Annotated in this window: 19 protein-coding genes; 8 read left to right on the top strand and 11 right to left on the bottom strand. The window is 71.7% G+C overall.

What is annotated here, in order from left to right; translation table 11 throughout:
- Positions 1-43: 43 nt before the first annotated feature.
- From G5B31_RS11835 to betI, 3 genes are read right to left on the bottom strand one after another with little or no spacing between them, the layout of a single operon-like run.
- A complete protein-coding gene (locus G5B31_RS11835) occupies positions 44-973 on the bottom strand; it encodes a glycine betaine ABC transporter substrate-binding protein (RefSeq protein ID WP_165017796.1) in 930 nt (309 codons plus the stop codon).
- Between the two features lie 29 nt (positions 974-1,002).
- The gene (locus G5B31_RS11830) at positions 1,003-2,091 is read right to left on the bottom strand and encodes a Zn-dependent alcohol dehydrogenase (protein WP_165017793.1); all 1,089 of its coding nucleotides are present in this window, start codon (positions 2,089-2,091) and stop codon (positions 1,003-1,005) included.
- Positions 2,088-3,635 carry a transcriptional regulator BetI gene (gene betI / locus G5B31_RS11825; protein ID WP_165017790.1) on the bottom strand — a complete coding sequence of 516 codons (1,548 nt, stop codon included), beginning with the start codon at positions 3,633-3,635 and terminating at the stop codon, positions 2,088-2,090. The genes G5B31_RS11830 and betI overlap by 4 nt, the downstream gene beginning before the upstream one ends.
- 247 nt (positions 3,636-3,882) lie before the next feature.
- On the opposite strand from betI, the gene G5B31_RS11820 reads away from it, so the two are divergent.
- From G5B31_RS11820 to G5B31_RS11810, 3 genes are all read left to right on the top strand, one after another.
- Entirely contained in the window at positions 3,883-4,809 is a 927-nt protein-coding gene (locus G5B31_RS11820; protein WP_165017785.1) for a PleD family two-component system response regulator, read from the top strand.
- 12 nt (positions 4,810-4,821) lie between these two features.
- Entirely contained in the window at positions 4,822-5,184 is a 363-nt protein-coding gene (locus G5B31_RS11815; RefSeq protein WP_165017782.1) for an Hpt domain-containing protein, read from the top strand.
- Positions 5,185-5,262: 78 nt separating this feature from the next.
- On the top strand, positions 5,263-7,443 hold the full coding sequence (locus G5B31_RS11810; RefSeq protein WP_165017778.1) for a histidine kinase N-terminal 7TM domain-containing protein: 2,181 nt from the start codon (positions 5,263-5,265) through the stop codon (positions 7,441-7,443).
- Between the two features lie 277 nt (positions 7,444-7,720).
- On the opposite strand, the gene G5B31_RS11805 is transcribed toward G5B31_RS11810, so the two are convergent.
- The 7 genes from G5B31_RS11805 to G5B31_RS11775 all read right to left on the bottom strand — a co-directional run bounded on the left by G5B31_RS11805 (position 7,721) and on the right by G5B31_RS11775 (position 17,623).
- A complete protein-coding gene (locus tag G5B31_RS11805) occupies positions 7,721-8,128 on the bottom strand; it encodes a response regulator (protein WP_165017775.1) in 408 nt (135 codons plus the stop codon).
- A gap of 144 nt (positions 8,129-8,272) precedes the next feature.
- Positions 8,273-9,088: a response regulator gene (locus G5B31_RS21460; protein WP_165017772.1), complete on the bottom strand. Its 816-nt coding sequence runs from the start codon at positions 9,086-9,088 to the stop codon at positions 8,273-8,275.
- 306 nt (positions 9,089-9,394) lie between these two features.
- Positions 9,395-10,372, bottom strand: a complete 978-nt coding sequence (locus G5B31_RS11795) for a PleD family two-component system response regulator (RefSeq protein WP_165017769.1) — start codon at positions 10,370-10,372, stop codon at positions 9,395-9,397.
- An 83-nt stretch (positions 10,373-10,455) separates the two neighbouring features.
- Positions 10,456-13,827 carry a PAS domain S-box protein gene (locus G5B31_RS11790; protein ID WP_165017766.1) on the bottom strand — a complete coding sequence of 1,124 codons (3,372 nt, stop codon included), beginning with the start codon at positions 13,825-13,827 and terminating at the stop codon, positions 10,456-10,458.
- Between the two features lie 48 nt (positions 13,828-13,875).
- The gene (locus G5B31_RS11785) at positions 13,876-14,610 is read right to left on the bottom strand and encodes an SDR family oxidoreductase (protein WP_165017764.1); all 735 of its coding nucleotides are present in this window, start codon (positions 14,608-14,610) and stop codon (positions 13,876-13,878) included.
- Positions 14,607-15,923, bottom strand: coding sequence for an FAD-binding oxidoreductase (locus G5B31_RS11780; protein ID WP_165017761.1), 1,317 nt, complete (start codon positions 15,921-15,923; stop codon positions 14,607-14,609). Before G5B31_RS11780 ends, G5B31_RS11785 begins: the two co-directional genes overlap by 4 nt.
- Positions 15,920-17,623, bottom strand: coding sequence for a glycosyltransferase family 39 protein (locus G5B31_RS11775; RefSeq protein ID WP_165017758.1), 1,704 nt, complete (start codon positions 17,621-17,623; stop codon positions 15,920-15,922). The genes G5B31_RS11780 and G5B31_RS11775 overlap by 4 nt, the downstream gene beginning before the upstream one ends.
- 117 nt (positions 17,624-17,740) lie before the next feature.
- Between G5B31_RS11775 and G5B31_RS11770 the strand changes: the two genes are divergently transcribed.
- The 4 genes from G5B31_RS11770 to G5B31_RS11755 are packed head-to-tail and all read left to right on the top strand — an operon-like array spanning position 17,741 to position 23,321.
- A complete protein-coding gene (locus G5B31_RS11770) occupies positions 17,741-18,736 on the top strand; it encodes an autotransporter outer membrane beta-barrel domain-containing protein (protein WP_165017755.1) in 996 nt (331 codons plus the stop codon).
- 3 nt (positions 18,737-18,739) lie between these two features.
- A complete protein-coding gene (locus G5B31_RS11765) occupies positions 18,740-19,735 on the top strand; it encodes a hypothetical protein (protein ID WP_165017752.1) in 996 nt (331 codons plus the stop codon).
- A complete protein-coding gene (locus tag G5B31_RS11760; RefSeq protein ID WP_165017749.1) occupies positions 19,732-21,327 on the top strand; it encodes a hypothetical protein in 1,596 nt (531 codons plus the stop codon). Before G5B31_RS11765 ends, G5B31_RS11760 begins: the two co-directional genes overlap by 4 nt.
- On the top strand, positions 21,324-23,321 hold the full coding sequence (locus tag G5B31_RS11755; RefSeq protein WP_165017746.1) for a DUF2298 domain-containing protein: 1,998 nt from the start codon (positions 21,324-21,326) through the stop codon (positions 23,319-23,321). Before G5B31_RS11760 ends, G5B31_RS11755 begins: the two co-directional genes overlap by 4 nt.
- A gap of 38 nt (positions 23,322-23,359) precedes the next feature.
- On the opposite strand, the gene G5B31_RS21070 is transcribed toward G5B31_RS11755, so the two are convergent.
- Entirely contained in the window at positions 23,360-23,830 is a 471-nt protein-coding gene (locus G5B31_RS21070; protein ID WP_205911907.1) for a hypothetical protein, read from the bottom strand.
- Between G5B31_RS21070 and G5B31_RS21065 the strand changes: the two genes are divergently transcribed.
- Positions 23,820-23,987 (top strand): hypothetical protein, encoded by a 168-nt coding sequence (locus G5B31_RS21065; protein ID WP_205911906.1) that lies wholly within the window; start codon positions 23,820-23,822, stop codon positions 23,985-23,987. The genes G5B31_RS21070 and G5B31_RS21065 overlap by 11 nt on opposite strands.
- The last annotated feature ends 4 nt before the right edge of the window (positions 23,988-23,991 follow it).

The raw sequence follows: 23,991 nt of genomic DNA, 5'->3' as shown, positions 1-23,991 counted from the left end.
GGGCGAGGCAGTGCCTCGCCTTTTCCCGCCCGGCCGACATCCCCTACTCGATCCCGAGCGCCGCCTTCACCACCGGCAGCCCCTCCTGCCCGTCGAAGGTGGTCACGCCCGCCAGCCAGCCCTCCAGCAGCTGCGGCATCTCGGCCAGCTGGGCGCGGGCGGCCTCCTGCGGCTCCAGCCCGTCGGCCAGGATGCGGCGCATCCCATAGTTCTCGTAGTCCAGCGTATAGGCCAGCTGCGAGAACAGCCTGGCCGCATTCGGACATTCCGCCGCGAAGCCGGGGCGCGAGATCGTATAGACCGTGGCGCCGCCGTAATCCGCGCCGAACACCTCGTCGCCGCCGCCGAGATAGGCGATCTGGTAGTCGATGTTCATCGGATGCGGCTCCCAGCCGAGGAAGACGATCGGCTCCTCGCGCGACACCGCGCGCTCCACCTGCGACAGCATCCCGGTCTCGCTGGTCTCCACCACCTCCCAGCTGGCGTCGAAGCCGTAAAGCCCCTGCGCCACCATATCCAGCAGGTAGTCGTTCGACCCCGGCTCGATGCCGTAGATCTTGCCCTCGAACATCTCGCGGTTGGCGGCCACGTCGGCGAAGGTCTTGATCCCGCCCTCGGCGACATAGGCCGGCACCGCCAGGGTGAACTTCGCGCCCTCAAGGTTCTTGCCCAGGACCTCGACCCAGCCCTTGTCGAAGAACTCCTTGAAGTTCTCGTCCTGCACCGGGCGCCAGTTGCCCTGGAACACGTCCATGTTCCCCTCCTGCAGCGAGGTATAGGCGATGCCGAGGCCGAGCTGGGTGTTGCCCGCCTCGTAGCCGAGCGCGTTCAGGATCACCTCGGCGGTGGCGTCGGTCAGCAGGATGTCGGTCCAGCCCAGGTTGGCCAGGCGGATGGTCCTGCAGCTTTCGACATCGGCAAGCGCGGTGCCGGCGGCAAGGCAGGCGATCAGGGTGGCGGCAAGCGTCTTCATGGTCTTCTCCCCGTTGGTTGTGGTGGCAGTCATGGATCGAAGGTGATGACCGACCGGGCGACCCGGCCGGCGCGCAGGTCGTCGAAGCCCTCGTTGATGGCGGCCAGCGGCAGCCGGCGCGAGATCATCCGGTCCAGATGCAGCCGGCCGGAGAGGTAGAAGTCGACATAGCGCGGCATGTCGACCCGGAAGCGGTTCGACCCCATGTTCGACCCCTGCAACCGGCGGTCGTAGAGCAGCGACACCGGGTCGATCTCCAGCCGCTGGCCCTCGGGCACCATGCCGATGATCGTGGCAATGCCCGAGGGCGCCAGCATCTCGAAGGCCTGTTCCGAGGTGCGCTTCAGGCCGAGCGCCTCGAAGGAATACTGCACCCCGCCCCGCGTGAGGTCGCGCACCGCCTCTACCGGGTCGCAGCCCGAGGCGTCGACAGTATCGGTGGCGCCGAAGTCGCGGGCGAGGTCCAGCTTGGCACCGCTGATGTCCACCGCGATGATCCGCCCGGCCCCGGCGATGGCGGCGCCGTTGACCGCCGACAACCCGACGCCGCCGCAGCCGATCACCGCGACGGTGGCGCCGACCTCCACTCTTGCGGTGTTGATCACCGCGCCCATGCCGGTGGTCACCGCGCAGCCGATCAGCGCGGCGCGGTCGAAGGGCATGTCGGAGCGGATCTTCACCAGCGCGTGTTCGTGGACCAGCATCAACTCGGCGAAGGCCGACAGCTCGTAGAACTGGCCGACCGGGGCGCCGGCCTGCGACAGCCGCGGCGGCTCCTGCGGTCCGCGCCGGGTCTCGTGCTGATGGTCGCAGCTGTAGGGCCGGCCGCTGGTGCAATGGCCGCAATGGCCGCAGAAGACCGAGAGACAGCCGATGACGTGATCGCCGGGCCGCAGCCCGATCACCCCCTCGCCCACCTTCTCGACGATGCCCGAAACCTCGTGCCCCAGCACCGCGGGGGCGTCCAGCGCATAGGTGCCGTCGATGAAATGCAGGTCGGAATGGCACAGGCCCGCAGCCATGGTCCGCACCAGAACCTCGCGCGGGCCGGGGTCGGCGACCTGCACCTCGCCGAGGGTCAGCGGCCGGTGCGGGCCGTGGAAGATGGCGGCTTTCATGGGCGGGTCTCCGGGGAAAGGTGGCTGCGCAGGAAGGCGGCGATCTCGTCCAGCGAGGCGGCGGCTTCGGGCAGGACGCGATAGAATTCAAAGACATGCCAGAGGCCGGGCCAGTCGCGCAGCACGACCGGGATGCCCGCCCGCTCCAGCGCTGCGGCCAGCGCATGGGCCTGCTCGCGCAGCAGGTCGCGGCTGCCGGTGGTGATCAGCGCCGGCGGCATCCCCTCCATCGGGCCGTGGAGCGGCGAGACCGAAGGGTTGCGCCCCTTCGCCTCGGCCCCGGCGTAAAGCCGGGCGGCGTCGGCCAGGTGGCGGCGGGTCACCGTCGGGTCCCAGCCGTCGTTGGCGCAGGGCAGGCCCTGCCCGGCATCGACCCAGGGCGACAGCAGCGCCATGGCGGCGGGCATCGCCAGCCCCTCGCGCCGCGCCTCTTGCAGCATCGCCAGCGCCAGCCCGCCGCCGGCGGATTCGCCCACCACCGCGAAGGGCGCCCCGGCATCGGCGACGAAGGCGCGATAGGCCGCCAGCGCATCCTGCGGCGCGGCGGGCCAGGGATGTTCCGGTGCCAGCCGGTAGGCGGGCGAGGTGATCCGCGCCCCCAGCCGGGCGGCCAGCGCGGCCGAGATCGGCAGGTCGGCCTCGGGCTCGCCGCTGATGTAGCCGCCGCCGAACAGGTAGAAGATCCGCGGCGCACCCGGCCGCGGCCCGTCCTTCGGCCGGACGACCAGGCTGTCCACCCCGCCCACCGGCATCCGGGTCAGCGCCACGGCATGGTCGCGCGCGGCGGCGCGGCCCTCGGGGCGGCTGAGCCGCAGGTAGTTGTCGCGGAAGGCCGGCAGGCTGGCGGCCGAGACGCTCATCGGCCCGACCGGCAGGTTGTCGCGCAGGAACTGCCGCGCCTCGGGGCTGAGGCGGGCATCCTCGGCCTCGCGCCGCCGGGTCTCGTCCGCGGGCGGGGTGAAGCTGTGGCCGGGCAGCCGGCGGTGCAGCACCCGGTAGAGCAGGTCGCGCGACCGTTCGGGGGTGAAAGTCACCGGGTTGGCCGCATTCTGCCACAGCCCGTCGATGAAGATCGCCAGTTCCTCGGCCACCTCGCGCGCCTCCTCCGGCGGCAGGCCCATGTCGCGCAGCGCGTGCGACAGGTTGGAGATGAAGCGGCGGTCGTAGGCATGTTCGATCCGCTGCAACAGCGGAAACTCGCGGATCAGCGCATAGATCGCCAGCCAGCTGTTCACCGCCTCGGGCGTCAGCACCGAGGGCGCGATCTGCGCCTCCATCAGTGCGGTCACCCTCTCCTCGGGGGTGCGCGCCAGCGCCAACCGCCGCCGGATGCCCGAGGTGAACTCGCGGTAGAGGCTGCGGAAGGTTTCCAGCAGCAGCGTCTCCTTGTCCTCGAAATAGTGCTGGATCAGCGCCGGGGCCACGCCGGCCTTGCGGGCGATGCGGCCGAAGCTGGCCTTGGCGATGCCCTCCTCGTGGATGCAGGCCATCGTCGCCGCGATGATCTGGCGCCTGCGCACCGGCTCCATTCCGACCTTGGGCATCCGTCCTCCGCCCGGACGCCTTCCCGGCGCCCTTCAATCGTTTTTATAGTATGAGAATACAATAAAGCAAATCCATCCCTCCACCCCCGCGCCGATTGTCGCCGGGCGAACGACGATGGGCCGGAAAAGGTCAAATTTTCGCCATCATCATGGGTCCCTAATGGCCGGGACACACCCAAGGATTGTGCCGGCTCCCCCTGCAATCGCGCGAACATCGGGACCGGCTGGAGTAACGAAGATGACACCGATGCGGATACTGGCAGTCGACGACGACCCCGTGTTCCTGATGCTGCTGCAGCATGTGCTGGCCTCGCTCGGCTACCGGGACCTGATCTGCGTGAATTCGGGCAGCGAGGCGCTGGCGCTGCTGCGCGACCCGCGCCACAAGTTCGACTGCCTGCTTCTCGACATCGAGATGCCGGGCATGAACGGGATCGAGCTGTGCCGCCGCGTCCGCGCCCTGCCCTCGCGCAACGACCTGCCGATCGTGATGATCACGGCGATGAAGTCGATCGAGTTCGTGGAGCCGGCCTTCCGCGCCGGGGCCAACGACTACGTGCACAAGCCCATCGACGAGCTGGAGATGCAGACGCGGCTGCGCATGGTGGGCGACCTGATCGAGGAACGCCGCCGCCGCTCCACCGCCGAAAGCCGGATGTCCACCGACTTCGGCCTGCCGGTGCTGAACATCTCCTTCGACGAGCCGGTCAAGCTGACCGAAGTCGGCAGCGTGATGGACTGGCTGGCGCTGGAGAACTATGCGCTGACCCTGGGGCGGCTGCGGCTGTCGGGCCATGGCGTCATCGCCTTCCGGGTGGCCAATGCCCAGGCGATCTACTGCTCGACCGATGCCATCGGCTATGTCGACACCATGGCCAATGTCGCCGCGGTCATCGACGCCGTGCTGCGGCCGGGCAACCACCTGATCGCCTTCGCCGGCCAGGGCGAGTTCGTCGCCATGGTGCAGCGCGGCGACCTGGACCCGCAGCTGCTGGAAGACCAGATCGAGCTGGCGCTGGACCGCTATGCGCAGATGCACGAGGCGCTCGGCATCCCGCTGCCGCGCGTCCAGGTCGGCGAGGTCAAGCGCGCCGGCCTCTTCACCCGCACCTCGGTCAAACGCCTGTTCCACGAGGCGCGCCAGAGCGCCCGGGACCAGGTGGCGGTCAGATAAGCGGGGTCGGCCATGCTTGTCCTCGGTCCCGACAACCGGGTTCCCGGCCCGCCCGCCGATGCGCTTGCCCCGATCCGGCGGCGCTTTCTGGATGCGGTCGAATCCCACATCTTCGAGCTGGCGCTGCTGCGCCGGGCGGCCGAGGAACCGGCAGGCCGGCAGCAGGCGCTGACCGGCATCATGATGATCGCCCACCGCGTGGCGGGCGTCGCCGCCACACTGGGCTTCCGCTCCCTCGGCGAAGTGGCGGCCGAGCTTGACCAGAGCCTCAGCCTGGGGTTGAAATCCGGCCCGCTGGATGTGCGGGAGTTCGACACGACCGTCGCCCGGTTTCACGCCGCGCTGCACGATGCCCAGGCCGGGAAAGCAGGCTGACGGCCGGATGCAGGGTGACAACCGCAGGATGGACGGCGCCGGCCCCTCAGCTGCCCGGCGGTGCAGGTGAGGCCCGGAATGCTGGAATGCCTTGAGGTTTCCCGGATCGACGAGATGGGCGGCGTGACGCTGTTCTTCTGGCTGGGAATCGCCTTCCTGCTCTACTGGACCTCGCGCGGTTATTTCTTCGGCCGCCGCTACTTCGTGATCGCCCTCATAGCCATGCTCTGCTGGCTGGTCGCGGTGTTCATGGAGCTGAACATGACCCGGCTGGAGTGCAAGGTGTTCTGGGCCAAGGCGGCCTGGCCGGTGATCGTGCTCTTGCCCACGGCCTGGGCCTTCTTCCTGACCGACTACGCCCGGGGCATCTCGCGGAAAATGCCGCGCGAGCGCCTGCTGCCGCTGATCGGCGGCCCGCTGGCGGCAGGGCTGGCCGCCTTCACCAACGACTGGCACCACATGTTCTACGGCCCCGACACCCGGATGGTCGAGACCGCGGGCCGGGCCTCGGTGCAGTTCGACCACGGCCCGTTCTTCTACCTGCTGGCGGCCTATATCTACGTCTTCCTGCTGCGGGCGATCTTCGTGACGGTCCGCAGCTCGGTCCTGGCGCCGCCGCAGCACCGCACCTTCTTCGTCGGGCTTCTGCTGGTGACGCTGGCGCCGGGGCTGTCGAACCTGCTCTACATCGTCTTCGGCGTGACGCTGAAGGGCTTCGACCCCACCCCCTTCGCCTTTTCCGCCACACTGATCATCCTGTCGCTGATGATCGCGCAGAACCGGCTGATGGATGTGGCCGCCATCGCCAAGGACCTGCTGTTCTACAACGTCCCCGATCCGGTGATCGTGCTGGACCTGGCCGGCAACCAGGTCGGCCGCAACCCCGCGGCGCGGGCGGTGCTCGACGCCGAGGCCCCCGGGACCGAGGGCGAGGCCGAGGGGAACTTCGAGCTGCAGACCTTCATCGCCGAGATCATCGCCACTTCGGGCCAGCCGACCCGGCAGATGCTGTTCCTGCACAACCGCTTCTACGACCCCGACGTCTTCCCGGTGCGCCAGCCCTTCGGCACCGAGCGGCCGGTGGTCGGCTGGGTGGTGCGGCTGCAGGATTCGACCGAGCGGCGCTTCCTCTCCGGCGCGCTGCAGAACGAGCGCGACTTCCTCGCCCTGCTGATGGAGACCAGCCTGTCCGGCATCATCGCGCTGGACATGCGCGGGACCATCATGTTCATCAACTCCGAGGCCGGGCGCATCCTGGGGATCGAGGGGCTTCTCCTGCGCGAGGTCACGCTGGGCGATCCGGCCTGGGGCTTCCAGACGCCCGAGGGCGCGCCGGCGGTGGGGCTGGGGCACGCCTTCGCCCGGATGCTGGTCAACCAGAAGCCGGTGCGCAACCGCCGCCTGTCCTTCCTGCGCCGCGGCGACGGCGAGCGGCGGATGATCTCGGTCAACGCCACGCTGCTGACCTCGGCGGAGTCGGACGAACGGGTGGTGGTCTCGCTGGTCGACGTGACCGACCAGCACCGCACCGAGCAGGACCTGCGCGCCATGGTGGCGAAGTCGGAATCCGAAAGCCGCAGCAAGTCGCAGTTCATCGCCAACATGAGCCACGAGATCAGGACGCCGCTGAACGGGGTGCTCGGCATGGCCGAGGTGCTGGACCGGCTGGTGCGCGACGCCGAGCAGAAGAAGATGCTGTCCACCATCCGCCATTCGGGCGAGCTTCTGCTGGGCATCCTGAACGACGTGCTGGACATGTCGAAGATCGAGGCCGGCAAGCTGGAGCTGGAGGCGACGCAGTTCCGCCCCGACCAGATCGCCGCCCGGGTGCAGGACCTCTACAGCGTCTCGGCCGAGGAGAAGGGGATCGAGCTGGACATCTACACCAGCGGCCGCTCCGACCTGCCCCGCATCGGCGACCCGCACCGGCTGATGCAGATCCTGCAGAACCTGATCAGCAACGCCATCAAGTTCACCGAGGCGGGCGAGATCACCGTCACGTTCTCCTGCCCGCCGGGCAAGCCCTTCGTCATCGAGGTGCGCGACACCGGCATCGGCATGACCGAGGCGCAGGTCGCCCGCATGTTCAACGCCTTCGAGCAGGCCGACGGCAGCGTCACCCGCCGCTTCGGCGGCACCGGCCTGGGCATGGCCATCGTCGCCCGGCTGGTCTCGATGATGAACGGCAGGATCGAGGTGGAAAGCGAGCCCGGCGACGGCACCACGATCCGCGTCCACCTGCCGCTGGAAGAGGCCTGAGCGGGGACGTCGGGCGGAGGCCATCGGCCCGGAACCGCTGCGCTGTCCCGGCCCGGGCGGGAGAAGGCGAGGCACTGCCTCGCCCCCGCCCGTGCGAATGGCTTCACCCGGAAACGATGGCGGCGCCAAACCCCGAGAGGCCAGCGCCCGACCCGGCGGGCGAGAAGCGCCCGCCGGGGGCGGGGCGGGCGCTGGCCGGGCCTTTTGGGGCCCGGCCGGGACAAGGGGGATACGTCGGGATGTGACGAAGGCGATAGCCTTCGTCATTCCAAGCGTCTCAGCGCCGGGTCGCCAACCGTTCGATGGCCGACAGGAACTCCGCCGCGGGGATCGGCTTCGGCAGCACCAGATCGGCCAGCGGGGCGGCGCGGTTGCCGTCGATCTGGCCGTTGCGGTCGGTGGCGGCGCTGAACAGGATCATCGGCGAATCCGCGTTCAGCGACTGGCTGGCGCGCAAATGGCGGATCAGCCGGTCGCCGTTGATCTCGGGCATGTTCAGGTCGAAGATCAGCAGGTCGAACCGCTGGGTCTGCGCCAGTTCCAGCGCGGTGCGGCCGTCGGCGGCCTCGGTCAGCACGGCATGGGGCACGGGCGCCAGCAGATGGCCGACGATGGCCCGGTTGATCTCGTCGTCGTCCGCCAGAAGGATCCTGAGCGGCCGCTGCGGCGCAGCGGTCCGGGGCATGTCCGCAAGCCCCTCTGCGGGGCTTTCACTCTCCGGCATCGAGATCCCTCTTCCAGGAGGTTACGGGGGCGCGGGCGAAAGGCACCGCCCCTATAGCGCGCAACAGCCAGATGACAAAGAAAAATGTCATCCGTGAGGCGCGGGTCACCGGCGCAGGGTCAGGATCGCGTGCATCAGGTCCTTGCGGCGGAACGGCTTGGCGAGATGGGTGTCGAAGCCGGCGACCAGATAGTCGGCGACCTGGTTGACCAGCGCATTCGCCGTCACCGCGATGGCGGGGGTGGGCGGCACGCCGCGCTCCTGCTCGGCGGCGCGGATCTCGCGGATCGCGGTCACCCCGTCCATCACCGGCATCGAGATGTCCAGGAGCAGCAGGTCGAAGGGCGAGGCGCGCCAGGCGTCCAGCGCCTCCTTGCCGTCGTTGACGCTGACCAGCCCGGCCCCGGTGTCGGCCAGCATCTCCTCCAGCACCAGCCGGTTGGTCGGGCTGTCGTCGGCGATCAGGATGCGGGTGCCGGCCAGGCTGGCGTTCTCTTCCTGCGGCAGGGCCTCGGGCTCCACCGCATCGGACTCGGCCTCGTCCAGCGGCAGCGTCACCCGCACGGTGCCGCCGGCCGCGCCGGCGGTCTCGCTGACGGTGCCGTTCATCCCCGCCACCAGCGCCGCGGTCTCGGCGCCCACGGTCAGCCGGTCGGCGGCCGAGACGATCTCGACCACCACCGGCTTGCCGCTCTTGGCGGAGACCTTCAGCCGCAGGCTGCTGGCGGCCGAGCCGAAGGGCGCCGGCCCGACGATCTGGCGCAGGATCCGGGCCAGCGTCTCGCCGTCGCCCTTGCGGCCCCTGTCGCTGCCAAGGCTGCTGAAGGCCTCGAAGGTCGCACCGACGCTTTCTGCCTTCGCCCCGAACTCGTCCTCGATCTGGCGAAGGACATCCACCGGCCTGAAAGAACTGGCGCTCACGTTTGGTCCATTCTGAAGTCGATTGCCCAAGGGCCCTGCCCCGCAGGGGACGGAAACCAGACCCACAACATCACGAAATACTGTCACAAAAGCACATCGCGTGGTCGGCGATCGGTCTCCGGCGGCCCTCCATGCCGGAACCCGCGCACCGAGGCAAGGCAATGGGAAGGCTATGGGCGACCGGCCCTAGATACAAGGTCCCGGCGGGGGTTCAATAACCTGCGGCGGAGATACAGCAAAAAACCGCCACCCCGCCCGCAACCCGCCGATGCCCCTGTCGCCTTGCGGCGCCTTCCCCGGACCCCTTCAGGCGGTCTGCAGCACGGCGGCCGCGGGCAACAGCACGGCCGGCCGTTCGACCGAGGCCATGGCCGCGCGCAGCAGGTCGCCGGCATTCGGCCGCGAGAACAGCGACTTGCGCACCGCCTGTCCCACCGCGATCTCCGGCATCGGCAGCCCGTCCCGGTCGTAGATCTGCCGGTAGTCCTCCAGCCGCTCGCGGATCTGCCCCTCGATCCGCTGCACGTCCGGCTCCTGCGTGCCGATGGTCGCCACCACGAAGACGCCCCGCCCGGCGTGCGAGATCATCGCCTCGTGCCGCTTCAGCACGGATTCCAGCGTGACGCCCAGGTCGTGCAGCATGTTCATGTAGTCCACGCGCGAGGCGCAGGCGAAGAAGGCGGCGGCATTGCGGATCGACACTGCGAAGACCGCGGCGGCATAGCTGTCCTTGACCGGCAGGCTGGAGAGATAGTTCTCCATCGCCGGCCAGTCGATGATCCGGTCCAGCCCCGGCATCGGCACCGCGGCGGCGAAGTCGAAGTCCAGCGTGTCGATGTCGTCCTCGGCATCGTCGTCCTCGGCCGAGGCCTCGACGCTCTGCTCCAGGAAGATGTTGCGCGACTGCTCGGCGATCAGCCGCTCGATCATCGACATCCGCACCTTCAGCTCCAGCGGGTCCAGCGGCTTGGTCAGGTAGTCCGAGGCCCCGGCGGCGAAGGCGTCGTCGATATAGGCGCGGTCGGTCAGCGCAGTCACCATCATGATCGGCGTGCGCTTGTGCCCGGCGATGGCGCGGATGTTGCGGCACAGCTCGACCCCGCTCATCCCCGGCATCCGGATGTCCAGCAGGATGCAGTCGAACCCCTTCTTGCCCGCTTCCAGCTCGCGCAGCGCCTCCTTCGCCGAATAGATCGGCGTCACATCGGTGAAGCCGAGATCCCGCAGCGCGGCCTCGAGCAGCTCGAGGAACAGGGGTTCGTCATCGACGGCAAGGATTCTCATCTTCGCACCTCTTCATCTGGAAACCGGCGGATCGGGGGGCAGCCGGTGGGGCACGATCCAAGATTGACGGTTTCCGGACAGTTTCAACCTTTGGGTATCTTTGTCGAAAGATCGTGGTCAGATTGAGGCAATGTTGTGACCAAGGCCGGTTCCGCGGCCGGCGGAACCCTGGCCGGCTGCGGCATCGGCGGAATCGCGCCTTCCGCGTCGGCCGGCGGCAGGGGCAGCGTCACCCGCACCGTGGTGCCGACGCAGGGTTCGCTTTCCAGCTCGATGGTGCCGCCGATCAGGTGCACCAGTTCGCGCACGATCGACAGGCCGAGGCCGGTGCCGCCGAACCTGCGGCTGACGCTCTCGTCGGCCTGCTCGAAGCTGGTGAAGACCCGGGCGCACTGGTCCGGCGTCATGCCGATGCCGGTGTCGGCGACCGAGAACACCACCGGCCGGCCCGGCCGGCAGGAAACCGTCAGCGTCACCCCGCCCTCGGAGGAGAACTTGATCGCGTTGCTGAGGAGGTTGCCGAGGATCTGCTGGATGCGGTGCGGGTCGCCGATCCGCGTCAGCTCGGCCCCGGCCGAGGTGATCACCTCGAAGTCCAGCCCCTTCTCCTCGGCCAGCACGGAATAGACCGCCTCGACCTGCTGGAGGATGTCGAGCAGCCGCAGCGGCATCCGCTCCAGCTCGATCTTGCCGGCCTCGATCTTCGACATGTCGAGGATAGTGTTCAGCACCGACAAAAGCGTCTCGCCCGAGCGGCGGATGGTGGCGATCATCCGGCTCTGCTCGGGGTCCTTGATCTGCAGGCTCAGCACCTCGGCCAGGCCGAGGACGCCGTTCAGCGGCGTCCTGATCTCGTGGCTCATGTTGGCGAGGAAGATCGACTTCGACCGGCTCATCGCCTCGGCATTGGCCAGCGCCTCCTGCAGCTTCTCGGTCACCGCCAGTTCCTCGGTGCTGTCCCAGAACGAGACCGCGGTATGGGTCTGTCCGTCGCCGGCGGCGAAGGGGGTGGCGTTGCAGGTCAGCACCTGGCGGCGGCCGTCGGCCCAGCGGATGGCGAAGCGCAGGCCCCGCAGCAGCCGGCCCGCGCGGCGGGCCATGCTGCAGGGCCCCTCCTCGTAGGACAGGCGCTGGCCGTCCAGCCGCTCCATCGTCCAGAGCGGCCGGTCCATCCGCCGGCCGTAGAGCAGCCCGGGCTGCAATTGCAACATCCGCTCGGCCTCGGGGTTGCAGTAGAGCAGGATGTCGTCGCTGCCGTAGATGGCGACGGCGGCGACGTTGCTTTCCAGCGCCGACTTCAGCAGCGCGTCGCTGCGGCGGATCTCCATCTCCAGCCGCTTCTGCTCGCTGATGTCGATGTCCACGCCGTCGAACAGCACCGGCCGCCCTTCCTCGTCGCGGCGGATGATGCGGCCGCGCGACAGAACCCAGACCCAGTGCCCCTCGCGGTGGCGCATCCGGAACTCGTGCTCGAACACGTCGGGCGACAGCGCGCTGGTCTGCTGCGGCGTGTCGTCCTGCAGCATCGGCCGGTCCTCGGGATGCACCAGGTCGAGGAATTCGGCATGGGACAGCGCCAGCGGCCCCTCCAGCCCGATGATGCGGGCCCAATGCTCGCAGGCCGACATCTGATGGGTGTTCTGGTCCAGCGTCCAGGTGCCGACGCGGGTGGCGTCCATGATGCTGCTCAGCCGCCGCTCGGCCAGCTCGCGCTGTTCCAGCGACCGCCACAGCTGTTCGTTGGCGGCGTCCAGCTCGGCCATGTGGCGCTGGCGGGCGGTGATGTCGATCATCGCGGTGACCAGGCCGCCGTCCGCCGTCTCCTTGTTCACCCGGCGGAACCAGCGGCCGTCCTTCAGCTGGAACTCGTCGCTGTAGCTGGCCTGCCGGTAGGGCTGCATCAGGTTTTCCAGGAAGGGGCCGACCTCGGCCGGGTCCGCCGGCCCGTCGAAATAGCCCCGCTCCATGGCGATCCGCAGCAGGTCTTCCAGCCGAAGTCCGGGCTTCAGGATGTCGGCCAGCCGCTCGAAGGCATGGCGGTGCGCGGGATTGCCGATCACCAGCCGGCGGTCGGCATCGAAGATCATCATGCTGTCGGGCAGCGCGTTCAGCGCGTTCTCCAGCCGGTTCTGCGCCGCCGCCGCCTCGCGCGCCAGCCGCTCCAGCGCGATCTTCTGCTCCTTCAGCTCGGTGACGATGGTCTCGACCGAGACGAAGCCCTGCAGCCGCCCGTCGGCGCCGCGCAGCGGCAGGATGTTGAAATCGACGTGGTAGCGGCCGCCGTGGCGGTCCTTGTTGATCATCTGGCCGCTGAAGGGCCGCACCTCCTCGATCGCCTTCGCCACGGCGGCGACGACCTCGGGATCGCTTTCCTCGCAGCGGACCAGGTCGGTGATCTTCCTGCCGCGGATCTCGTCCAGCGACCATCCCACCTGACGCTCGAAGGCGGGGTTGATCCAGGTCACCCGCAGTTCGGTGTCGACGATCACCACCAGGTTGCTCATCGCCCGGGTCACGCTGCCCAGCCGGCGCAGTTCCTCGCGCAGGGCCTGCTCGCGGGTGATGTCGCGGACGAGGAAGATCGCCGTCGGCTCCTCTCCCGGGCCGGTGGCGGGCTTGCGGGCGCCGCGGACCTCATAGCTGTGGCGGCCGTCGGGCAGGTCGATCTCGTAGGTGATGTCGCTGGCCTCGCCGTCCCTCAGCACCCGGCGGACCGCCTTGCGGGCGATCTCGGCGACGTCCGGGGGCAGCACCTCGCCGACCTCGCGGCCGATGAAATCCTCGGGCTTCAGCAGCAGCGTGTGGCGGGGGCCGGAGACGAAGCCGGTGTAATGGCCGCTGCTGTCGATCTCGAACAGCAGGTCGGGCATCGCCTCCAGCGTGGCGGTCAGCCGGGCCGAGGTTTCCGCGCGCTGCAGATCCTCGCGCGCCCGCGCCAGGATCTGGGCCAGCAGCGCGGCGCATTCGGCGGCGAGGTCGAGGCTCCTGCGGTCGGAATGCGCCGCGGCGGCCTCCTGGCACAGCAGGCCGGCCAGCGCACCGTTCTCGACCAGCGGCGACAGCACACAGCGCCCGGCACCGCGGTCGGCCAGGAAGGCCCGCAGCCCGGGCGCCGCGGCCAGCCGCTCCGGCCCGTCGATCACCATGGCGGCGGGCACGGCCGCGAACAGCTCCTGCGCCGTGCAGACCGCGGCCTCCTCTCCGCCGGGGCCGAAAGCGCCGCCGGGCCCGGGCAGGAACAGCCAGCAGCGGCCGAGGTCGAGAAGGCGCGACAGGTCCGCCAGCGCCTGCCGCAGGCCGGCCGCGATCTCGCCCGGCGGCCTGACGATCAGGTCCCTGACCACCCTGATTGCGGCGCTGTGTCGTTCCATCCGGTCTTCCCTCGCACGGGCTTTCGCCAGCAGCAGCCCCCCGCGGCACCTCGCCTCCACGTTGAACGGGTCGGCGCGGCGCATCAAGTGCTTCCTTGCACCTTCGCCGGGCCGGGCGCCAGAGCCCGGGCGTCAGATCCGCATCCGCTTGAAGATCCGCTCGGGGATCGCCCGGATCGCCGCCATGACCAGCCGCCAGACCGGGCGGACATGGACCACGTCCCGCCCCCGCTCCACCGCCCGCGCGATGGCCCGGGCCACATCCTGCGGTTGCGCAGTCAGCCGCGGCGGCAGCGCCATGCCCTCGGTCATCCGCGTGGCGACGAAGCCCGGCAGCACGGTCACGACATGGACGCCGCGCCGCGCCAGCCGGTTGCGCAGGCCGGAGAGGAAGGCGGTGAACCCGGCCTTGGCCGAGCCGTAGACGTAATTCGCCGCCCGCCCCCGCTCGCCCGCGACCGAGCTGATGCCGACCAGCGTGCCGCTGCCGCGCGCCTCGAAGCGGTTGGCCAGCACGGCCAGGATGCCGGCCGGGCCTTCGTAATTGCTGCGCATCACCCGCAGGGCGGCGGCGATGTCGCGCTCGCTCTCCTCCTGCCGGCCCATCAGGCCGACGGCGCAGACCGCGATCCCGGGCAGCTCCGGCAGGCCCGCGACGAAGGCGTCATGGGTCGCCGTCGCCAGCGCGTCGAACTCGTGCAGGGTGACGGCGACGCCGTGGCGCAGGGAAATGTCGGCCCGGTCCGGCTCCAGCCCGGCGGCATCGCGGGCGGCCAGTTGCAGCGGGTGGCCGCGGGCGGCGAATTCATGCGCCACCGCCCGGCCGATGTCCGACCGCGCGCCCAGGATCAGGACGGGGGCCCTCACAGCCCCAGCCTTTCCGACTGGGCCGAGCGGAACCGGCCCGTCAGGCCGCGGGCCTCGCGGAAGGCGCGGAACCCCTCCACCCGCGGGTCCGAGGCGCGCAGGGTCGCGGCGCTCATCCTTCCGTCCTTCGCCAGGTAGAAGCGGCCGCCATGGGCCAGCGCGATGGCGTCGAGGCGGTCCAGCAAGGCAAGCGTCCTTTCGTTCGCCGGGAAGTCCAGCGCCAGCGTATAGCCCTCCATCGGGAAGGAGAAAGCGCTCTCCTGCGGCCCGAGCCGCTTCAGCACCGCCAAGAACGCCCCGCCCCCCGCCCCGGCGGTCTCGGCCAGCAGCGCCGCCAGGCCGGGTTCGGCCCGGGCGGGCGGCAGAACGCATTGGAACTGGACAAGGCCGCGGCGGCCGTAAAGCCGGTTCCAGCCGTGAAGGGCATCCAGCGGATGGAAATGCCCGTCCCATCCCACCAGCCGGCTGCCCGCCTTGCGCCCGCCCGTCCGATAATAAAGCGCATTGGCGGCCCGCAGGCCGGGCCGGTTCAGCGCGAAGTGGGGAAGGTCCAGCGGCACCGACAGCCTGCGCCGCGGCCCGGCCGGGAACGGTGCCTGCCCCGGCGGCAGATCGGCGCGAAGGGCGTGCTCCCCCAGCATCACCAGCCCGCGGCCGAGGCCGGCGCCGGTGGCGAACCCGTCGATCCAGGCGGCGGAATAGGTTGCCTCCGCCGCTTCCAGCGCGGCCATCGTGGCGGCCAGCGAGGGCGCGGCGACCGTGGTCTGGCGGATCCACCCGGTCTCCACCGGGCGCAGGCGGAGGGCGGCGCGCAGGACGATGCCGGTCAGGCCCATCCCGCCCAGCGTATGGTCGAACAGCGCCGGGTCCTCTTGCCGCGAGCAGCGGCGGACCTCGCCCTCCGGCCCCATCACCTCCAGCCAGTCGACGCAGGCGCGGAAGCTGCCGTCCCGGTGGTGGTTCTTGCCGTGGACATCGGCGGCGATGGCGCCGCCCAGGGTGACGAACTTCGTTCCCGGCAGGACCAGGGGGAACCAGCCGCGGGGCAGGAAGGCGGCGATGATGTCGGCCAGCAGCACCCCGGCCTCGGCCACCAGCTGCCCCGAGGCCGGGTCGAAGGCGATCATCCGGTCGAAACGGCGCATCTCCACCGTGGCGGCCGGATGCACCGCCGAGTCGCCATAGGCCCGGCCGTTGCCGCGGGCGATCAGCGGCGGCGCGGTGGCCACCAGTTGCCGCAGCGCCGCGGCATCCCGCGGCGCATGGGTCCGGGCCTCCAGCACCGGATAGCGGCCCCAGCCCGACAGCCTCATGGCCCCGCGCCCGACAGCAGGCGTTCGGCTTTTTCGCGGTCGAAGCAGGGCTGCTTCCGCCAGATCTGCACCACCGGGTGGTCGTAGACCCGCCAGGCCTCTTGCGCGAAGCCGTCGTCCAGCCGCCAGAGCGGCAGCGGATAGCCGCGGTCGAGATGCAGGACACGGGCGAAGCACAGTTCCCCGGCCAGCAGCGCGGCGTAGTAGCGGGCGACGGTGGGGAAGCGCTGCGGCAGCCGCGGCAGCACCTCGATCTGGCGGCCGGAGGAGATCACCAGATAATCCGCCTGCGCCAGCGCCGCGGCCAGCCGGGCGGCGGTGTCGGGCCCATCGGGGTCGGTCAGGTTCAGCGGCACCTGGGCGAAGGGGCCGGGCGGCGTGCTCCAGTCCCCGCCCGGGAAGGCCTGCACCACCGGCAGGCTTTCGTCCCAGCCGGTCTCGACGCCGAGGGCGGTGCCGGGCGGCAGGCCGCGCAGCCATTCGGTGGCGATCAGCCGCGGGTGCTGGCCGTCGTGCAGCCGCAGCGTGCCGCTGCCCCACCAGCCCGCCGCCGCCAGCGCCACCGCCAGCACGGCAGGGGACAGCCGCGCCAGCGGGCCGGCGGCCAGCACCGCCATCACCGGCACCGCGGGCGCCAGGTAGCGCAGGATCTTCAGCTCGCTGGTGGCGTTCATCAGCAGATGCCCGGCCAGCGCCGCCACCGCCACCCAGACCGCCCCGCGCGGCCGCCACAGCCCGGCAAGGCCCAGAAGCGCCAGCACCGGCCCGGTGCCGAACAGCGCCGCGTCGCGGGCCAGCGCGGCGGCGGGATAGCCGGCCAGCCATTGCCAGTTCGGCGGGATGTCGGGGCTGGCCATCAGATCGGCCAGCTCCCGGAAATCGGCGATCATCGCCGCCGAGGGCCGCAGGTCCCAGAACCCACCGCCCGCAAAGGCGGAAGGGTTGGCGATGCGGAAGGCCACCAGCCCCGCCGCCACCCCCAGCACCAGCCCGCGCAGCGCCGCGCGGCCGCCCTGCCCCCGCCAGACCAGCGCCAGGGCCGCCAGCGCCGGCAGCACCAGGGCGACGGCGGTCAGCTTGCAGGCCGCCGCCAGCCCGGCCAGCGCCCCCGCCGCCAGCGCCGCCCGCGGATCGCCGCCCCGGGCCAGCGCCACCAGCGCCACCAGCGTCCAGGTGCAAAAGGCCGCCAGCCAGGCATCGGCGGTGAAGAACAGCGACAGCTGCAACGGCGTCGGCGCCAGCGCCAGCAGCGCCGCCGCCGTAAGCGCCGCCCGCGCCGGCAGCCCCAACTGCCGCGACAGCACGAAGACCGCCAGCACCGAGCCGGCCTCGACCACCGCGGTCAGGCTGCGGCCCAGCCAGAGGGTGGAGCCCCAGTCCGCCATCCCCGCCGCCCGGCCGAGCCAGACCAGCGCCAAGAGCGGCAGGTCGCCGTAGACATGCAGCCGCCCCTCGGCCCGAGGATCCAGCACCTGCTCCGGCCCGAACCAGACCGACCAGACCCCCTGCCCCCGCTCCAGCGCCGCGGCCAGGCTGCGTTGCAGGTCCTGGGCGACGAAGATCATGTGCCGCTCGTCCGGGTGCAGGTTGGCCCAGCCGTCCCAGGCCACGCCGGAAAGCCGCAGCCAGACCGCCGCCCCGAAGATCAGCGTGGCGGCCAGCAGCACGGGCAGCGGCGGGTCGAGGCGGGAGGCGGGCAAGGCACCCTTCCGGTCGGTTCTCACCCCGTGGTTTTTTCACAGCCTCCCGCCCATTGCATTTGGAAAATCGCAACATCGCTGCTAGCATCGCCAAAATCAGCTTTCATGGCGCCGAACATGCAGCATTCCGTCCTTGCCCGGCTCCGCGGCCTTCTCACCGCCCTGATCCTCCTCCTCGGCACCCTTCCCGCCTCGGCCGACAACATTCCCGGCTCCGCCGCCACCGCCCTGCCGGAGGAGACCGAGATCGCCACCGGCATGATCGTGCGCTCGATCAAGGCGCATGTGGTGCCGCTGCGCGAAGGGACGGGCGGCGCGGTCTTCGTCTCCACCTCAGGCCGGGTCTCGGGCGCGGGCGTCGTCGGCGGCGACATGCCGCTGGCCTTCGGCTACGACCACCGCGACCTCGACACCGGGCGGCTGGACGGCAGCCTCGGCATCGGCACCCTGTTCCTCGGCCATGCCATCGACGGGCGCACCCTGGTCTTCGGCGGGCTGCTGGCCGAGCGGCTGGACGTCGACACCCCCTACAACAGCGGCCGGATCGAGGCCGACGGCATCGGCATCGCCGTCGGGGTGGACCACCGGGCCGGCGACCGGCTGTTCCTGACCGGCATCCTGGGGCTGATGGAGATGGACTACGACGTCAGCCGCGGCAACGGCGCGGTGACCGGCAGCTTCGGCGCCCGCCGCAGCTTCGTCGACCTCAGCGGCGACTACGTCTTCCGCACCGACCTGGCCGAGATCACCCTTGGTTTCGGCCTGCTCTACGTGAACCAGAAGAACGACGCCTATACCGAAAGCGGCGGCACCGCGGTGGCCGGCTTCACCAGCGAGCAGCTGTCCGGCAAGCTGTCGGCCCGCAGCGCCTGGGGCCGGCCCGGCGAGTTGCGGCCCTATCTGGACGCCGAGACCTGGTTCCGCCTGGCCGGCAGTTCCGGCCTGCCCGCGGTGCTGGACCCCGGCGACGACCGCGACTGGAGCGGACGGCTGGGCCTCGGCCTGCAACAAAGCGGGGCGCGGTCCGGCTTCGACCTCGGGCTGGGGTCGAATTTCGGCGAGGACGGCTTCGAGGGGCTGGACGCCCGGTTCAGCTATACCGTCCGGTTCTGACGCTTGCGGGCGACGGCCGAGACGGCGCTGGCGCTGGCCGTCCTGGCGGCGGGCTTCGCCTTCGCCGACAGCGCCGCCGGCAAGGCGCTCAGCGATGCGGTCGCCGGGGCGCTGGCCATCGCCGTCGCGCCGCTGCTGCACCTGTTCGAGCCGGAGATTCTTCGCCGGGGCGCCGAGTTGCGCAGCCCCGACGGCTGGGCGATCCGCGTCGGCGCGGTCTGCGACGGGCACGGGCTGGCGATCTCGCTGGCCGCCGGGCTGGCGGCGCTGCGCGGCGGGCTGGCGCGGCTGGCGCTCGGGCTGGCGGCGATCCAGGTGTTCAACCTGCTCCGCATCGCCGTGCTGGCGCTGCTGCTGGCCCATGCGCCCGCGGCCTTCGACACCGTCCATGCCGGGATCTTCCCCTTCCTGACCGTGGCGCTGCTGGCCTTCTGCCTGCTGCCCGCCGCCCGGGCGACCCGGCTGCTGCTCATCGCGCTGCCGCTGACGGCGCTGTGGCTGCCGCTGGCCGACCTGCTCAGCCTGCCGCTGGCGAAGGCGGCCGACCTGCTGCTCTCGGCCCTGCCCGCGCCCGAGATCGGCCGCCTCGCCGAGCGCGCCGGGGGATGGAGCCTGGGGACCAACCTGCTGGCCTCGACCGAGGGCGGGCAGATCAGCCTCTACCTCGCCCCGCTGCGCCCGACGGACTTCGCCCTCGGCGCGCCGGTGGTGCTGGCGGCGGTGCTGCTGGCGCGCCGGCCGGGAGGACTGGCGCTGGCCGCGGTGACCTTTCCGCTGGCGCTGGTCGCCGGCGCCTTCACCGCGGTCTGGAGCCTGGCCGAGGCCCATGCCCCCGCCACCCTGCTGGTCCCCGACGGCAGCGGCGCCTTCCTGCCGGTCGACTTCACCCCGCCCGCCGCGGCGCAGGCGCTGGTCCGGCTGGCGCAGAACACGCTGGTGCATTTCAACCTTCTGGTGCTGCCGCTGCTGATCGCCGCGCCTCCGCGGAAACCGGCATGAGCCGCGGGCTGCTTCCCGCCCTGTTGCTGGCCGCGCTGGTGCTGCGGTTGCAGGGGCTGGACTGGGACCAGGGCCGCGGGCTGCACCCGGACGAGGGCAACCTGGTCCGCGCCGCCGCCGCCCTGGGGCCGGGCCGCTGGATCCCCGCGTTCCATGCCTACAACGACCTTGCCCTCTGGCTGCCGAAACTGGCCGCCGCGCCCTTCTGCGACACCTCGGCCGAGCCCTGCCTGCGCGCCGCCGCCCGGGTGCTGTCGGCGCTGTTCTCCGCCGTCTCGGTCTGGGCGATGGCGGCCATCGCCCTGCGGCTGGCGGGCCAGCCGGCGATGCTGGCGACCGCGCTGATCGCCGCCACTTCGGCGCCGCTGATCCAATGGGCGCATTTCGGCACCACCGAAAGCGCGCTGGTGCTGCTGACCGCCCTCTTGTGGCTGCAGGCCCTGCGCTGGCAGCGGGGCGAGATCGGCAACTCCGGGCTCGCCCTGACCTCGGCGCTGCTGCTGGCGGCGGGCTTCGGCATCAAGACCTCGGCGCTGGCGGCGGCGGTGATCCCGCTGGCCGCGCTGGCGGTGACACGCCGTCCCCTCGGACCCAGCTTGCGCACGCTGGCCTGGGCGCTGCCGCTGACCGCAGCGCTGGCGCTGGCGGCCGTGCCCTCGCTGATCTTCGCCCCCGCCGACTGGCTGGCGGTGATGCGGTTCGAGCGCGGGGTGGTCGACGGCAGCCTGGAGGTGTTCTGGACCCGGCAGTTCGCCGCCGGCTCCGGCCCGCTGTTCCAGCTGCGCCAGCTCTGGGGCGCGACCGCGGGGGCGGGGCTGGCGCTGGCCGCGCTCGGCCTGCTGGCACCGGCGGATCGGCTGCGGGGGCTGGTGCCGGGCCTCGCCTTCGCGCTGGTCTATGCGGGGCTGAGCTTCGGCTGGCACGCCGCCTTCTTCCGCTACCTCGCGCCGCTGTTCCCGGCGCTACTGGTGCTGGCCGGCCTCGGCGCGGCGCGGCTGCTGGCCCTGCCGTCGCAGACCGCGCGCGCCCTGGCCGGGGCCGGGCTGGCGCTGATGGCGGTCACCGGCCTCGACCTCGCCGCCAGCTATCAGGCCACCGACCCGCGGGTGCTGGCCGAGGCCGCCTTGCGCACCCGCGCCGCCCCCGGCGCAAGGCTGGCGGTGGAGCCCTACGACAGCCCGCAGACCGCCGGGCTGGAAACGCTGGTCCTGCCGCTGGAGGACCCGGACCCGGCGGCGCTGGCCGGGGTGCTGGCGGCTTCCGACTGGATGCTGGTCGCCAGCCGCCGCAACTGGGCGGTGCTGCCGGGCCATCCCGCCGCGCCGCTGGCCTGCGGCTATTACGCCGCGCTGACAGCGGGCGACCTGGGCTGGCGCCCCGTCGCCCTCTTCCGCCGCGCCAGTCCCTTCGGCCCGCTGCTGCAACCCGACCTCGCCGCCGAGGAGACCCGCAGCGTCTTCGACCGGCCCCAGGTGATCCTTTTGCGCAACGAGGAGCGGCTGGACGCCGCCACCCTGGCCGACCGCCTGTCCGCCCCGCCCGGCGACTGCACGCCCGCGGCGCTGGCCGCGGCATGGGAGCGCCCGCGATGATGGGCGCGCTTCCCGCCGCCGACTGGGCCGAGGTGCTGCGCTGGCTGGCCTGGCTGGCGCTGGCGACCGTCCTGGCCCGCCCGCTGGCGCTGCGGCTGATGCCGGGCGAAGGCGGCTGGATCGCCGGCAAGCTGCTCGGCTGGCTGGTCGTGGGCTGGGTGCCCTGGCTGCTGGCCTCGTTCCAGATCCTGCCCTTCGGCGCGGCGGCGGCCACCGGGCTGCTGGCGCTGGCGCTGCTGGCGCTGCGCCTCGGCCTGCGGCCCTTCGACTGGCGCGGCTTCCTGGCGCTGGAGGCCGCGTTCGCCGTCCTGTTCTGGCTCGGCCTCGCGGTGCGGCTGAACAATGCCGGCCTGTCGGGGCTGGAGAAGTTCACCGACATGGCCTTCCTCGCCGCCGCGATGCGGGCCGAGGCGATGCCGCCGCAGGACGCCTGGTTCGCCGGCCATCCGGTCAATTACTACTACGTCGGCCAGGCGATGGCGGCGGCCTGGGCCAAGCTGGCCGGGGTCGGCGCCGCCCATGGCTACCAGCTGGCGATGGCCACCCTCTTCGCCCTGACCGCGCTTGGCGCGGGCCTGCTGACCGCGCGGCTGGCGGCGCCCTGGGGGCGGCGGATGCAGGCGGTGCTGGGAGGAACGGCGGGGCTGCTGGCGGTCTACGGCGGCAACGGCCATTCCGTCCTCTACCAGCTGGTCCGCGGCTGGATGCCGACCACCAAGGACAGCTTCTACTACCCCGATTCGACCCGCTTCATCGGCTTCGACCCCGAGGGGCCGGACAAGGCCTTCACCGAGTTCACCTCCTACGCCTACACGGTAGGCGACATGCACGCCCATGTGCTGGCGACGCCGCTGTTCCTGCTGGCCGCGGTGCTGGTGCTGTCGATCCTGCGCCGCGGACTGGCCGGAGCGCTGCCCGGCCCGGTGCAGGCGGCCGGGTTCGGCTGGATGCTCGGGGTCGCCTTCACCGTGAACAGCTGGGACCTGGCGATCCTGGGGCTGATGGCGCTGGTGGCGCTGGCGGTGCTGCTGGCGCGGCCCTCGCCCCTGCCCTTCCGCATCCGGGCCGACGGGCTGGGGGGCGCGGCGGTGATTGCGCTGGCGGCGGCGGCGCTGGCGGCGGCGCCCTTCCTGGCCGGCTTCCGGCCCTTCGCCGAGGGGATCGCCGCGGCGCCCGCCCGCACGCCGCCGTGGCAGCTGCTGGTGGTCTGGGGCCATGTCCTGCCGGCGCTGCTGCTGATCCCGGCGCTGGCGCTGGCCCGCGCGCCGGCGCCGCCGCTGCTGCCGATCACCGTCATGGCGGCGGCGGGGCTGCTGCTGGTCGCCCTGCCCGAGACGCTTTACCTGAAGGACATCTACGGCGCCGACTTCGCCCGCGCCAACACCATGTTCAAGCTGGCCTTCCGGGCGCAGACCCTGCTGGTGGCCGCCGGGCTGGCCGTGCTGGCGCCGGTGCTGGCGCGGCGCGGCGGCTGGACGCTCGCGGGGCTGGCCGCGCTGGCCCCGCTGGTCGCGACGCTGGCCTATCTGCCGCATGTCCAGGCGCCGCTGTCCACCATCCGCAGCCTCGACGGCCTCGCCTTTCTCGGCAACGAGCGCGCCTTGATCGAGGCGGCGGACCGCCTGCCGCTGGCCCCCGGCGAGGCGCTGGTCGAGGCCTCCTCGGACGCCTTCACCGGCGGCGCCCGGGTCTCGGCGATGACCGGCCAGCCGGCGGTGATCGGCTGGACCGGGCACGAATGGCTGTGGCGCGGCGCGGCCGGCCCGGCGCTGGCGCGGGCCGCCGATGTGGACCTGTTCTACACCACCGCCGACCCGGCCGCCCGCTGCCGGATCGCCGCCCGCTACGGCATCCGCTACGTCATCCTCGGCCGGGAAGAGCGCGCCCGCTACCCGGAGCTGGACGAGGCCGGGCTGCGCGCCCTCGGCGCCGAGGTCCATGCCTCGGCCGGCGGGTCGATCCTGCGGATTCCGCCCGGTGCCTGCCCGGGCTGACCCCGCTGCAGAGTTCGTTGCGCGGGAAGGCGATTGTGCTATCCTCGGCGCCCGAGAGGCATGTCAGCGCGAGGCAGTTCCATGACGTTCCGGTCGATCCTGCGAATTGGCCTTGCCGGACCTGGCCTCTGCGCGCTGGCACTGGCGGCCGAGGCCCAGACGGTCACGCCGACGCCGACCCCGCCGATCGGACCCACCGTCACGCCGACCCCGACACCGCCGCCGGTCACGCCGACCGCCACGCCCACACCGACGCCTCCGCCGATCACGCCCACCGTCACGCCCACCCCGACACCGCCGCCGATCACGCCCACCGTCACGCCCACCCCGACACCGCCGCCGGTGACGCCCACCGTCACGCCCACCCCGACACCGCCGCCGGTGACGCCCACCGTCACGCCCACACCGACGCCGCCGCCGGTCACGCCCACCGTCACGCCGACCCCGACGCCACCGCCGGTCACGCCCACCGTCACGCCAACACCGACACCGCCTCCGGTGACGCCCACGGTAACCACCGCGCCGACCGCCACCCCCACGCCGGTGGATGTGCCGGTGGTGCCCGGCGCCGGGGGTGGCCCGGGCGGGGCGCTGCCGCTGGCGCTTTTCGCGGCCCTTGCGGCGCTGGCCGGGCTGCTGCTCTGGGCGCGGCGCGGCGCCCGCTGATCCC

Source organism: Rhodobacter sp. SGA-6-6 (assembly GCF_011043545.1).
Taxonomy (GTDB): Bacteria; Pseudomonadota; Alphaproteobacteria; order Rhodobacterales; family Rhodobacteraceae; genus Pseudogemmobacter.
The sequence above is the reverse complement of the archived record's forward strand: the minus strand, read 5'-3'. Positions and strand labels throughout refer to the sequence as shown.

Bases quoted from the DNA above. Each gene is read 5' to 3' on its own strand.
- G5B31_RS11820 (WP_165017785.1), top strand. From the start codon at position 3,883: ATGCGGATACTGGCAGTCGACGACGACCCCGTGTTCCTGATGCTGCTG.
- G5B31_RS11790 (WP_165017766.1), bottom strand. From the start codon at position 13,827: ATGCGCCGCGCCGACCCGTTCAACGTGGAGGCGAGGTGCCGCGGGGGG.
- G5B31_RS11810 (WP_165017778.1), top strand. From the start codon at position 5,263: ATGCTGGAATGCCTTGAGGTTTCCCGGATCGACGAGATGGGCGGCGTG.
- G5B31_RS11815 (WP_165017782.1), top strand. From the start codon at position 4,822: ATGCTTGTCCTCGGTCCCGACAACCGGGTTCCCGGCCCGCCCGCCGAT.
- G5B31_RS11755 (WP_165017746.1), top strand. From the start codon at position 21,324: ATGATGGGCGCGCTTCCCGCCGCCGACTGGGCCGAGGTGCTGCGCTGG.
- G5B31_RS11780 (WP_165017761.1), bottom strand. From the start codon at position 15,923: ATGAGGCTGTCGGGCTGGGGCCGCTATCCGGTGCTGGAGGCCCGGACC.
- G5B31_RS11835 (WP_165017796.1), bottom strand. From the start codon at position 973: ATGAAGACGCTTGCCGCCACCCTGATCGCCTGCCTTGCCGCCGGCACC.
- G5B31_RS11795 (WP_165017769.1), bottom strand. From the start codon at position 10,372: ATGAGAATCCTTGCCGTCGATGACGAACCCCTGTTCCTCGAGCTGCTC.
- G5B31_RS11830 (WP_165017793.1), bottom strand. From the start codon at position 2,091: ATGAAAGCCGCCATCTTCCACGGCCCGCACCGGCCGCTGACCCTCGGC.
- G5B31_RS11760 (WP_165017749.1), top strand. From the start codon at position 19,732: ATGAGCCGCGGGCTGCTTCCCGCCCTGTTGCTGGCCGCGCTGGTGCTG.
- G5B31_RS11770 (WP_165017755.1), top strand. From the start codon at position 17,741: ATGCAGCATTCCGTCCTTGCCCGGCTCCGCGGCCTTCTCACCGCCCTG.
- G5B31_RS11805 (WP_165017775.1), bottom strand. From the start codon at position 8,128: ATGCCCCGGACCGCTGCGCCGCAGCGGCCGCTCAGGATCCTTCTGGCG.
- betI (WP_165017790.1), bottom strand. From the start codon at position 3,635: ATGCCCAAGGTCGGAATGGAGCCGGTGCGCAGGCGCCAGATCATCGCG.